The sequence below is a fragment of the Rhodoferax sp. genome (genome assembly GCF_028715765.1).
In the GTDB taxonomy this organism is placed as follows: domain Bacteria; phylum Pseudomonadota; class Gammaproteobacteria; order Burkholderiales; family Burkholderiaceae_C; genus Rhodoferax.
This window is the reverse complement of sequence record NZ_JAQURE010000013.1, coordinates 1-12,110: the sequence shown is the minus strand read 5'-3', so window position 1 is coordinate 12,110 and position 12,110 is coordinate 1. Positions and strand designations below refer to the sequence as shown.

8 protein-coding genes are annotated in these 12,110 nt (G+C 60.9%); 7 read left to right on the top strand and 1 reads right to left on the bottom strand.

From position 1 onward, the window contains the following. Positions 1-7: 7 nt before the first annotated feature. Positions 8-3,877: an EAL domain-containing protein gene (locus PHT20_RS06530; protein ID WP_301019904.1), complete on the bottom strand. Its 3,870-nt coding sequence runs from the start codon at positions 3,875-3,877 to the stop codon at positions 8-10. Positions 3,878-4,115: 238 nt separating this feature from the next. Here PHT20_RS06530 and PHT20_RS06525 point away from each other — a divergent pair, with 238 nt between their 5' ends. From PHT20_RS06525 to PHT20_RS06495, 7 genes are all read left to right on the top strand, one after another. After that, a complete protein-coding gene (locus PHT20_RS06525) occupies positions 4,116-5,087 on the top strand; it encodes an SMP-30/gluconolactonase/LRE family protein (protein ID WP_301019903.1) in 972 nt (323 codons plus the stop codon). A 739-nt stretch (positions 5,088-5,826) separates the two neighbouring features. Beyond that, positions 5,827-7,122, top strand: a complete 1,296-nt coding sequence (locus PHT20_RS06520) for an FAD-dependent oxidoreductase (protein ID WP_301019902.1) — start codon at positions 5,827-5,829, stop codon at positions 7,120-7,122. A 116-nt stretch (positions 7,123-7,238) separates the two neighbouring features. Further along, entirely contained in the window at positions 7,239-8,027 is a 789-nt protein-coding gene (locus PHT20_RS06515) for a DUF1365 domain-containing protein (protein ID WP_301019901.1), read from the top strand. Positions 8,028-8,036: 9 nt separating this feature from the next. Beyond that, a complete protein-coding gene (locus PHT20_RS06510; protein ID WP_301019900.1) occupies positions 8,037-9,272 on the top strand; it encodes a cyclopropane-fatty-acyl-phospholipid synthase family protein in 1,236 nt (411 codons plus the stop codon). 57 nt (positions 9,273-9,329) lie between these two features. Then, positions 9,330-10,616, top strand: coding sequence for an MFS transporter (locus tag PHT20_RS06505; RefSeq protein ID WP_301019899.1), 1,287 nt, complete (start codon positions 9,330-9,332; stop codon positions 10,614-10,616). Beyond that, positions 10,613-11,155: a DUF3833 domain-containing protein gene (locus PHT20_RS06500; protein WP_301019898.1), complete on the top strand. Its 543-nt coding sequence runs from the start codon at positions 10,613-10,615 to the stop codon at positions 11,153-11,155. The genes PHT20_RS06505 and PHT20_RS06500 overlap by 4 nt, the downstream gene beginning before the upstream one ends. A 69-nt stretch (positions 11,156-11,224) precedes the next feature. After that, a complete protein-coding gene (locus PHT20_RS06495) occupies positions 11,225-11,998 on the top strand; it encodes an SDR family NAD(P)-dependent oxidoreductase (RefSeq protein WP_301019897.1) in 774 nt (257 codons plus the stop codon). Positions 11,999-12,110: the final 112 nt, after the last annotated feature.

Here is a 12,110-nt window from a genome sequence, read left to right as displayed (position 1 = left end):
CTTGAGCCTACCCCAGCAGCTGCTCAAACTCCGCCGCAGGCAGGGCTTGGGCGTACAAGAACCCTTGGGCAAAGTCGCAGCCCATGGCTTGCAGCAGGTCGCGCTGCAGCGGGGTTTCTACGCCTTCGGCAATCACCCGCAAGCCCAGTTTGTGCGCCATCACCACAATGGCCTCGCACAGCGCGTGGTCGCTGGTGTGCAGGCCCATGCTGCGCACAAAAGATTGGTCAATTTTTAAAAAATCAATGTCGAGCTGGTTCAGGTAGGCCATGGCCGAGTAGCCGGTGCCAAAGTCGTCTATCGACACCTGAATGCCCGCATCGCGGTAAGCCAGCAGCTCGGTGGTGACCGCTGCGGTGGTGTCAAGCAGCAAGCCTTCGGTGATCTCCAGCACCACCGCGTTGCCACTGAGTTGCTGCGCCTGCATGTGCTCACGCCAATGAAACTGCGCTGCGCCGTTTTGCAGCTGCAGCGGCGACAGGTTCACGCTGATCTGAAAACTGGGGTCGATGCGGGTGCGCCAGGCTTTGGCTTGCGCCGTGGCCTGGGCAAACACCCAGTCGCCCAGGGCGTGGATCAGGCCGCAGTCTTCCGCCACGGGAATGAACTCGGCCGGGCTGACCGCGCCGCGCACCGGGTGCGTCCAGCGCAGCAGGGCTTCGGCTTTGTGAATTTGGCCGCTGGGCAGCTCCACAATGGGCTGGTAGTACAGCTCAAATTGGTGCTCAGTCCACGCCTGGCGCAAGTCTTCTTGCAGGTGCAGGCGGTACATGGCGTCTTGCTGCATGGCGCGGGTGAAGTAGCTAAAACGGTTGCGCCCCGCGTCTTTGGACACATACATGGCCTGGTCGGCGTTTTTCATCAGGTCTTCCAGCTGCAGCGCGTCATCCGGGTAGAGCGTGATGCCAATGCTGGCCGACACATAGCTGGCGCCATGTGCCAGCGCAAAGGGTTGTGCCAAAGCCGCCAAAATGTGCTGTGCCATGCGGTCAATGCCACCGGTGTCGGTGAGCTCGGCCAAGATCACCGTGAACTCGTCGCCGCCAATGCGCGCCACCGTGTCGGACTCGCGGGCGCAGGCGGCAATGCGGGCTGCGGCTTGCTTGAGCAGTTCGTCGCCCGCCGCATGCCCCAGGGTGTCGTTGATTTCCTTGAAGTGATCCAGGTCTATGAACATCAGCGCCAGCTTGAAGTCGCCACGGTGGGCTTTTTTCAGGTCTTGCGCCAGGCGGTTCAAAAACATGCGCCGGTTGGGCAGGTTGGTGAGGGTGTCAAAGTTGGCCTGCGTCCAGACCCGTTCTTCAGAGCGTTTTTTGTCGGTGATGTCGCTGAACAAGCCGACCCGCCGGTGCACGCTGCCATCGGTGTTTAAAAGCGTGTTGATGGTCAGCCACTCGGCATAGATTTCGCCGTCTTTGCGCCGGTTCCAGACTTCACCTTGCCAGCGCCCGGTGGCTTCAATCTGCGCCCACATGTCGCGGTAAAAGCCCTCGCCTTGCTTGCCTGAATGCAAAAAGCGTGGGTCTTTGCCCGCCACCTCCGCCAGGGTGTAGCCGGTCAGGCGGGTAAAGGCGGGGTTGACATCGACGATGCGGTTACCAGCATCTGACAGCACCAGTGCCTCGCTGCTGTTGGCCAGCACGGCAGCGGCCACGCGCAGTTTTTCTTGCGTGGCGCGCTCGGCGGTCACGTCCCGGGCTGTGCCCACCACGCCAATCACTGCGCCGCTTTCGCTGAACAATGGGGCTTTGCGCACATCCAGGTGCAGCAGCTGGCCGCGCACATTGCCAAACTCATCAAACTGCCCGGCCTGACCGCCGGCCAGCGTGACGTCATCGCTGTCTTGGCAGAGTTCGCCAAAGGTGTGCCACTGCGGGTCGTCGGGCTGGCTGGCACGCTGGCGCAGCGCAAAAAACAGGTCGTCTTTGCCCAGCGGCTCGTTGGTGTCTTGCGCCATCAAAAGTTGCTCGCAAATGGCTTTGTTGGCAAACAAGTAGCGTTTGTCCAGGTCTTTGGCCCAGATCATGTCAGGCACGTTGTCGGCTACCAGCCGCAGCAGGGTGTAGAGCGCTTGGGTGCGCTCTTCGCTGGCCTGCAGCGCCTGCTCGGCGTGTTTGCGCTCAGTGATGTCTTCGTACATGCCCAGCACCCCCATCAGCTTTTTGCTGGCGCTGTAAAGAGGCACTTTGGAGGTGCGCAGCCAAATGCTGTCGCCGCTGGGCGTGGTTTGCATCTCTTCAAAGGCCAGGCGGGGCACGCCTGAAGTCATGACCTGGCGGTCATCGGCGTTGTAGGCTTGGGCGTTGGCGGCCCAGCTGAGGTCGGTATCGAGCTTGCCAATCAAGTCTTGGGCGTGGGTCAACCCCGCATCTTGAGCAAACAGCGGGTTGCAGCCCAGGTAGCGCAGCTCGGTGTCTTTCCAGAAAATGCGCATCGGCGAGTGGTCAATCACCGTTTGCAGCAAGGTCAAAGATTCCTGGGTTTTGAGGCGCGACAGGTACAGCTCGGTGATGTCTTTGAAGCACCAAATGCGCCCGGTGTGCGCGCCCATGGGCAAACTTTGGGTAAAGCTGGCAAAAAACCGGCCATCCTTCAGCACCCAGATGCCGCGCGCTTTTTCAGTGCCATTGCCAAGTTCGTCAACGATGTGCAGAAAACCAGAGGGGTCTTGCAGTTCACCCAGCACATGCGCCATCAAATGCCCGTTGCGCGGTTGTGCTTCAAGCTCTGGTGGCACCTGCCACAGTGCCATGAAGCGCGGGTTAACTGTCAGCACCTGGTTGGCTTCGTCCAGCAGCAAGATGCCTTCGTCGGTGGAGTCCAGTGTGGCGCGCAGCAGGGCTTTACTGCGCTGGAGCTCGGCCAGCGCCCGCTTGCGCTCACGCACATCACGCACCGTGCACACGATGTGCGGCACGCCGTGAATCGGGGTGCACACGGCATCTAGCTCGCAGTCAATCTGCTCGTTTGAATGGGTATTGAACGTGACTTCAAGGTTGTCGCAGCGCCCGTTTGCCAGCAGGGCACTGGTCATGCGCTCACGGTCATTCGGGTTCACCCAAATACCCAGACCCAGCGTGGTGCTGCCAATGGCTTGCGCCCGGCTAAAGCCGGCAATGCGCACAAAGGCCTCGTTCACTTCAGTGATCAGGCCGTCTGAGATGCGGCTGATCAGCATCAGCTCGGGGTTGTCGTTGAAGATGATGTCAAGCCGCTCTTTGTTTTCTTTCAGCGCCAGTTCGGTCTGTTTGCGCTGGTGGATGTTGAGCGTGCTGCCCACCGCCAGCACCGCCTCGCCCTGCGCGTTGCGCTGGCTGACCCGCCCCTGGGTGTGCACCCAGCCCCAGCTGCCATCGGCCTGGCGCATGCGGTAGTCAAAACGAAAGTCGGGCGCGCCGGGGCGTTGTGCAGCTTCAAAGCGCTGCAACAGCTGTGGCACGTCATCCGGGTGCACCAGTGCCAGCCAGTCGTTGAAGGTGTTGGCCGCCACGTCCAGCGACAAGCCGAGCCAGGCGCGTCGGCCTTTGTCGTAGCTGAAAGCGCCGCTGGTCAGGTCAAATTCCCAAAAAATCATCTCGGCGGATTCAATGGCCAGAGCCAGGTGGCTTTGGGCGCGTTCAATGCCCTGCTGCAGCTGGCGCTGGTTGTTGGCAGCTATGCGGGCACGCAAACTGCCAGCACCGCTGACCGCCAATGTGGCAATGATCAGCCCAGAGAGTGTGCTGACTTTCATGGAGTCAAGTGACACCCGCCCCAGCAGCATCCAGTCCACCAGTGACACCACCACATTGGTCAACAACACAGTGACGACGATGATGACAGTGTTGAGCTTCCAGTCAGAAATGTGCATCAGGGCTGGCTGTGAAGGGTGGGGCATGGTGGTCAATCCAACTAGATTTCAAGGTTTTTGAAGATCATACGCTGCAGATAAACTGCAGAATTGCGCAGCCTGGTGTTTAAAACCATAGGGTTGACTGACGCGCTACGGGCGGCATTGAGTACATTGGGCATACAAATTGATTTTGCTGGTTGAAACGGTGCCACTCAAAATTTCCCCCTGCAAGATTTGATGACCTCTTTCCTTGCTTTGCAACAACGCCACGTCCTCACTGACCATGCCCACACCCGTTCTCCCCACCCCCCAGCCCTGGCAAACCGTTGCCCCTCACACTGCCGCCTTGGGCGAGTCGCCGTTTTGGCACCCGCTGGAGCACATGCTCTACTGGTTGGACATTGCCAGCTGCCAAGTGTTGCGTGCCAACATTGACATGGGCACCGTCCAAGCCTGGCCGCTGCCCTGTGAGCCGGGTTGCATGGCGCCTGCCGCCAGTGGTGGTTTGGTGCTGGCACTGCGCGACGGCATTTACCGCGCCCGCAGCTGGGGTGGTGCGCTCACTCGCCTGGCCACGCTCGACTACAACCCCGCCCACATGCGCGCCAACGACGGCAAGTGCGACGCACTGGGGCGCTTTTGGGTGGGCACCATCGATGAAACCCGCCAAGCCCATAACGCCGCGCTGTACTGTCTGGATGCTCGCCCCAGCCTGGGCGCACAGCCGCAGGTCAGCTGCAAGATCAGCCCGAGCGCGGGCATGACTACGGCCAACGGCCTGGCCTGGAGCCCCGACCAGCGCACTGTGTACTGGGCCGACACGCCCAGCCACACGGTGTGGGCGTGGGACTTTGACCTGGCCAGTGCCGCCATGACGCAGCAGCGGGTGTTTGCTCACTTTGACCCCAAACCCGTTGGCTGGCAGCCCGAGCCATCAGACGCCTGCAACGGCGGTTACCGCGGTCGTCCTGACGGTGCCACGGTGGATGCGCAAGGCAACTATTGGGTGGCTTTGTTTGAAGGCCGTCGGGTCTGCCAGTTTGCCCCCAGCGGAGAGTTGCTGGCCGAGCTGGCCACCCCGCTGCAATGCCCCACCATGCCGTGTTTGGGCGGTGAAGACTTCAAAACCCTCTACCTCACCAGCGCGCGTCACCACCGCAGCGCGCCCGAGCTGGCGGCCTATCCCTTGAGCGGGCAGGTGCTGGCGCAGCGGGTAGAGGTGGCGGGTTTGCCGGTGGCCATGTTTGTGGATTGATTTGAGTGGCTTATTTGCCCCCTTCTTGCTTGGTGTCTATGGCACGTCTGTGATGGTGGCTCTGGCACGGCGCGGCGGCTGGGTCAGGTGCATGCGGTTTTGGGGGCAAAACACGCGCGGGGCTGAGGCTTCATTTCGCCAGCACCACTTGCGCGCGCCTTTGTCCCCAAAGCCCGGTCACCTGACCCAACCACCACGCCTTATCTGTGTGGTTACCGAGCGGGGTGAAGGGCTACACATGTGGCATCCACAATAAAAATAATAGCTACTTACGCTTGTTATACGTGGTCTACAGGCTTATTTCTTATAAATTGTCGAGTTCAAGCACCGTGAGGCAGGGTGATTGGGTCAGGGGACCGGGCTACTGCGTGAAATGCGCGCGAAAAAGGTATTTGCGTACCAAGGTCGTCAGCCTCGCGCGTGCTTTCACCCCAAAACCGCATGCCCCTGACCCAGTCGCCCTGCCGGGTTTCACCCAGAACACTCCCCCGCCAAACCGCTCTGACTGGCCACCAGTTCACCCAAAGGCAAGAGCACCATGCCGATTGACCTTCAATAAGCCATATTTGTCCAGGACAAACTCCTACACGTTTTCAATGCAACCCATATTGAGGGAAAGGTTAATTCCATAGACCAAAGCCGCACTTTTGTGAGCGCACCCACTGCCAAAGCGGTATTCGACTAAATTAATCGGGTATTTGAATCACTTGGCTCAGTGCCAACTTCTCTGACGCACCTCATGAAAATTGCAATCGTTGGCTCTGGCATTTCGGGTTTGGCTGTGGCGCACCAGCTGCGTGGGCAGGCCGACCTCACACTGTTTGAGGCGGGCAGCTATTTTGGCGGCCACACCCACACGGTTGACATCACCCTGCCCACCGCACAGGGGCCGGTCACGCATGGCGTGGACACCGGTTTTTTGGTCTTCAACGAGCGCACCTACCCCAAGTTGATCGCATTGTTTGAGCAACTGCAGGTGGCTACAGCCAAGTCTGACATGTCGTTTTCAGTGCAAACCCCGGGTGCGCACCCCGGCCAATCGTTGGAGTGGAGCGGCACCTCGCTCAACACCGTGTTTGCCCAGCGTGGCAACCTCATCAAACCTGATTTTTGGCGCATGCTGCGCGACCTGCTGCGCTTCAATGCGCTGGCCACCCAGCTGGCAGAGCAGGGGCAAGACGCGCAGTTGACCCAGCCACTGGCGCAATTTTTGGCCGCGCACCATTTTTCTGAAGCGTTTAGCAACTGGTATTTGCTGCCCATGCTGGGCTGCATCTGGAGCTGCCCGGTTGAACAAATGCTGCAGTTCCCGGTGGCCACCATGATCCGGTTTTGCCACAACCACGGCCTGATTCAAGTCACGAATCGGCCACAGTGGTGGACCGTGGTGGGCGGTGCCAAACACTATGTGAACCACATCGTTGCCCAGGTGCCAGACAGACGGCTCAACAGCCCGGTGCAGCGCATTGAGCGCGACCACGAGGGCGTGACGCTGTGGGTCAACGGCCAATCTGAGCGCTTTGACAAAGTGGTGCTGGCCTGCCACGCGCCCCAAGCCCTGGCGCTGTTGGCGCAACCCAGTGCGCAAGAACGCATCACCCTGGGAGCCCTGCGCACTCAGTCCAACCGTGCCGTGCTGCACACCGATGCCTCGGTGTTGCCGCGCCACCCACGCGCCTGGGCGGCCTGGAACTACCAGCGTCTGGCGCACCCGGTGGGCGTGGCTGGCGCGCAGCCACAGGGTGCGCCAGTGTGCTTGCACTACTTGCTCAACCGCCTGCAGCCGCTGCCGTTTGCGCAGCCGGTGCTGGTGTCTTTGAACCCGCTCACGCCGATAGACCCAGCGCGGGTGTTGGGCGAATTTGACTACGCCCACCCGGTGTTTGACCTGGCCGCCATTGCCGCCCAGCGCCATGTGGGTGCGCTGCAAGGCCAGCAGCACAGCTACTTTTGTGGTGCTTGGACGGGTTACGGTTTTCACGAAGACGGCTTGGCCTCAGGGCTGGCAGTGGCACAACTTTTAAGGCCTCAATAATTTATGAAAAATTGGCCTCTAGCGCTTATGAAATGTGCGCAAGTAGCTATATATTTTATAGCTCATGGCGACTCGACTTTGGCACTGGTGCGGGTCAATCAGCTTCGGGTAACCCCATGAAAGCTGCAGCTGGAACCCCTTTTGTGCACCCACCGTTGATCGGGTTTGGCCAGGTGCGCCACACCCGTCTGAAGCCGGTGCACCACGCCTTTGTGTATGGCACCTACTTTTTGCTGCTGCCCATGCGCAGTTTGCAGCGCACGCCAGCGCCGACTTTGGCGCGCAACCGCTGGGCACCCTTGAGCTTTGCCGATGCCGACCATGGTGATGGCCGCGGCGCAGAACAAGGTGGCGCACTGGCTTGGCTCGACGCCTTGCTGCAGACCGAAGGCATCACCGATGCGCAGGGCGAGGTCTGGCTGCACACCTACCCACGGGTGTGGGGCTTCACCTTCAAACCGGTCAGTTTTTGGTATTGCCACCATGCCGACGGCCACCTGCGCGCGGTGCTGGTGGAGGTCAACAACACCTTTGGCGAGCGCCATTGCTACCTGCTGGACGCGCCGCAATTTGGCGTGGAGCAGCGTGCCCGCAAGGTCTTTCATGTGTCGCCGTTTTGCCCGGTTGAAGGCGGTTACCGCTTTCGCTTCATGCTCACGCCAGACCTGAGCCGCACCCTGGCACGGGTCGACTTTGATGACCCGACCGGGCCGTTGATCCAAACCAGCGTCAGCGGTGCGCTGCAACCGCTGACCGCACAAAGCACCCGCCACGCGCTGCTGCGCTACCCGCTCATGACGCTGGCGGTGGTGCTGCGCATCCATTGGCAAGCGGCCAAATTGTTCGTCAAAAAAGCCCCGTTTTTCCGCAAACCCACGCCACCCATTTCATTCACCACCCGATAACGCCCACCCATGAACAGCACCTCAAGCACAACAAATGCAGCCGCATTTACCCTGTCGCCTGATGCCCCGGCGTCTGCCCGCGCTGTGCTCAAACTGCTCCGCCGTCTGCGCCACGGCAGCCTGACCCTGCAATTGCCCGACGGCCGCATGCAGCGCTTTGGCCAGCAAACCCTGCCCCATGCCACCTTGGTGCTGCACAGCTGGCAGCCCTGCAGCGCGGCACTCAAGTCGGGTGACATTGGCTTTGCCGAGAGCTTTATTGCCGGCCACTGGAGCACCCCCAATTTGACTGAGCTGCTGCGCGTGCTGGTCAAAAACCGTGCCGAGGTGCAAGACGTGATCTACGGCAGCTGGCTGGGTCAATTGGCCTACCGCGTCAAACACTGGCTCAACCGCAACACCCGTGCCAACAGCCAGAAAAACATCCATGCCCATTACGACTTGGGCAACGATTTTTACCGCCTGTGGCTTGATGACAGCATGAACTACTCGGCCGCCTTGTTTGACGGCAACCTGCAGCAGCCCATGGCCCAAGCCCAAGCCGCCAAAGTGCGCCGCGCCTTGACCGAGGCTGGTGTCAAAGCTGGCGACCGGGTGCTTGAAATAGGCTGTGGCTGGGGTGCGCTGGCTGAAATGGCGTGCACCGAGTTTGGCGCCAGTGTGACGGGCGTCACGCTCAGCACCGAGCAACTGGCCTACGCCCAAGACCGCTTGCAGCGGCTGGGTGTGTCGCCCGCCCAAGCCGACCTGCGCTTGCAAGACTACCGCGACATTCATGACGCGCCGTTTGATGCCATCTGCTCGATTGAAATGCTCGAAGCCGTGGGGCGCGACTACTGGCCCACCTACTTTGCCCGCCTGGCACAGTTGCTCAAACCTGGTGGCCTGGCCTGTGTGCAAACCATTGTGATTGACGACTTGCTGTTTGAGCGCTATGTGCACAGCACCGACTTCATTCAGCAATACATCTTTCCCGGTGGCTGCCTGCCATGCCCGCGTGAGCTGCGGGCGCAGGCACAAGCGGTGGGGCTGGAGCTGGTGACCGAGCACGCCTTTGGCCATGACTACGCCGAAACCCTGAAACGCTGGCGCGAGCGCTTTTTGGCGCAGCGCGAAGCCGTGTTGCACAGCGGCTTTGACGAACGCTTCATGCGCATTTGGGAGTTTTACCTGGCCTACTGCGAAGCCGCGTTCATGGAAAACAACATTGACGTGGTGCAGGTCACCCTGCGCAAACGCGCCTGACAGTCACACTATTGCCATGGCCGTCACCACGCAAGTCACCCCGGCATGACCACAGCCATGCACACGTCAGCCCAGGCGTTTGATTGGCGGGCCGGCTGGCGCTATGGCCTGATGGGGCTGCCGCTGGCGTTTGTGGCGCTGCCGCTGTATGTGCTGCTGCCCAACCACTACGCCCGTGAGTTTGGTTTGAGCCTGGCCAGCTTGGGTGCGCTGCTGTTGGCCGTGCGCCTGTTTGACGCGGTGATTGACCCCTGGCTGGGGCGCTGGAGCGACCGCTTGTTTGCCCACTCACCCGCCGCTGTGTTGCGCTGGGGCGCGCTGGCGGCGGCGGCGCTGTGCGCAGGGTTTGCGCTGATGTTTTTCCCGCCTGCGGAGGTGACGGCGGCAAACACCCGCTTCTTGGTCTGGCTGGGCTTGAGTTTGCTGCTGACCACCGTGGCCTACAGCGCCTTGAGCATCTTGCACCAAGCCTGGGGCGCGCGCTTGGGCGGCAATGAGGCCAAACGCAGCCGGGTGGTGGCCTGGCGTGAGGGGCTTGGTTTAGCAGGTGTGGTTTTGGCATCCATTTTGCCTCTGGCCGTTGGTATACCTGCTGCAGTAGCTATTTTATGGATAGCTAGCATGGTTGCCTGGCTGGCCTGGTGCAGCGCGCCGGTGCCACTGCGGCAAGCTGCCAGCCTGGCCACGGGCGCGTGGCGTGGTGCCAGTGGGCTGTGGCTGCCCTGGTCGCGCCCGGGTTTTCGGGCGCTGATGGCGGTGTTCTTGGTCAACGGCATCGCCAGTGCTGTGCCTGCCACGCTGATTTTGTTTTTTGTGCAAGACCGCTTGCAAGCACCCGCGGCCATGGTGCCGCTGTTTTTAGGCGGCTACTTTGTCTGTGCAGCTCTGGCGTTGCCGCTGTGGCTGAAGGTGGTGGGGCGCATCGGGTTGTCGCGCACCTGGGGGCTGGGCATGGCGCTGGCGCTGGCGGTGTTTGGCTTTGCTGCGCAGCTTGGCGCTGGTGACAACCTGGCCTTTGGCGTGGTGTGTGCCTTAAGCGGCGTGGCCATGGGCACCGACCTGGCTTTACCCGCCGCCCTGCTCAATGGCCAGATTGAAGTCCATGGCGACCGCGGCCAGTCAGAGGGCGCCTATTTGGGCTGGTGGGCTTTTGCCTCCAAACTCAATCTGGCGTTGGCCGCTGGTCTGGCACTGCCTTTGCTGGGGGTGTTTGGCTACGCCCCCGGCGCACGCGATGCGCAAGCCCTTGCCACCCTGACCTGGGCTTATTGCCTGCTACCGTGCGCGTTGAAAACCTTGGCTCTCGCGCTTCTTTACGCCACCTTGATTCGGAAAACACCATGAAAAGACGACTGCTTTTGGGCGCTGCAGCGGCCTCCACCCTGGCCTTGGGCGGGTGTGCCTCGCAGCAAATAGATGGCTACGCCAGCGAGCAACCCACGCTAGACCTGCGCAGCTATTTCAACGGCACGCTCGATGCCTACGGCATCTTCACCGACCGTTCGGGTCAGGTGGTGAAACGCTTTACGGTGCTGATGCAATGCAGCTGGAGCGGTGACGACGGCGTGCTGGACGAGGCCTTCAGCTACTCAGACGGCAGCACCCAGCGGCGCGTCTGGCGCCTGAAAAAGCTGCCCGATGGCCACTACACCGGCCAAGCCGACGACGTGGTGGGCACGGCGCTGGGCACCAGCCGGGGCAATGCGTTGAACTGGCGCTACACCCTGGCGCTGCCGGTGGATGGCCGGGTGTTTGAGGTGCAGTTTGACGATTGGATGTACCTGATGACGCCCACGGTGATGCTGAACAAGGCGCGCATGAGCAAGTTTGGCGTCTACCTGGGCGAGGTCACCTTGTCGTTCACCCGTCGTGCGGCCTCGTAGATATATAAAAAAACAGGCTCTAGAGCTTATCAATAAAGCGCAAGCAGCTATAAATTTAGTACCAATCAGATGGCCTTTTTAAAACCCCTCAACCCCCGCTTGACCGACTGGCGCGGTAAAACCGTGTGGCTGGTCGGCGCGTCCAGCGGCATTGGCGCAGCCACCGCGCACGCGCTGCATGGCTTGGGTGCCAAGGTGGTGGTGTCGGCACGCCAAACCGCGTTGCTCGATGCCTTTGTGCTTGCCCATCCGGGCAGCCTTGCCCTTGGGCTGGACGTGACGGACGCTGTTGCCGTGAAAGACGCTGTCAATGCGTTGCAGGCGCGCGGGGGGCTGGACGTGGTGGTGTACTGCGCTGGTCATTACCAGGCCATGCGCGCCAATGCGCTGAACCTGGCCGACATGCAACGCCATGTGGACGTGAACTACAGCGGTGCGCTGCATGTGTTAGACGCGGTGCTGCCCGCCATGCTGGCACGCGGCACCGGGCACATCAGCCTGGTGGGCAGCGTGGCGGGGTTTGGCGGCTTGCCTCACAGCCTGGCTTACGGGCCCACCAAAGCGGCGCTGATCAACCTGGCCGAGGCGCTGTACCTGGATTTGCATCCCCAAGGGCTGGGCGTGTCCATCCTCAACCCCGGTTTTGTGAAAACGCCGCTCACGGCGGGCAACACCTTTGCCATGCCCGCGCTGCTTACGCCAGAGCAAGCGGCACAGGCCATCCTCAAAGGCTGGGCGCAGGGCGCGTTTGAGGTGCATTTTCCCAAGCGCTTCACGCTGTGGCTCAAAGCCCTGCGCCTGCTACCCTACCGGGCTTATTTCTACTTGGTTGAACCCAGATAGTCCATTAGGATTTTCAAAAGAAAAGTGGTGCAAACCTCCCAGTGCAGATTTCTAATGGATACCATTAGAAATTCCGTTTGAAATCATACGGTTATCCAACAGTCTGGAGGTG

Coding starts and splice junctions, on each gene's coding strand:
- PHT20_RS06530 (WP_301019904.1), bottom strand. CDS start 3,877: ATGCCCCACCCTTCACAGCCAGCCCTGATGCACATTTCTGACTGGAAG.
- PHT20_RS06525 (WP_301019903.1), top strand. CDS start 4,116: ATGCCCACACCCGTTCTCCCCACCCCCCAGCCCTGGCAAACCGTTGCC.
- PHT20_RS06520 (WP_301019902.1), top strand. CDS start 5,827: ATGAAAATTGCAATCGTTGGCTCTGGCATTTCGGGTTTGGCTGTGGCG.
- PHT20_RS06515 (WP_301019901.1), top strand. CDS start 7,239: ATGAAAGCTGCAGCTGGAACCCCTTTTGTGCACCCACCGTTGATCGGG.
- PHT20_RS06510 (WP_301019900.1), top strand. CDS start 8,037: ATGAACAGCACCTCAAGCACAACAAATGCAGCCGCATTTACCCTGTCG.
- PHT20_RS06505 (WP_301019899.1), top strand. CDS start 9,330: ATGCACACGTCAGCCCAGGCGTTTGATTGGCGGGCCGGCTGGCGCTAT.
- PHT20_RS06500 (WP_301019898.1), top strand. CDS start 10,613: ATGAAAAGACGACTGCTTTTGGGCGCTGCAGCGGCCTCCACCCTGGCC.
- PHT20_RS06495 (WP_301019897.1), top strand. CDS start 11,225: ATGGCCTTTTTAAAACCCCTCAACCCCCGCTTGACCGACTGGCGCGGT.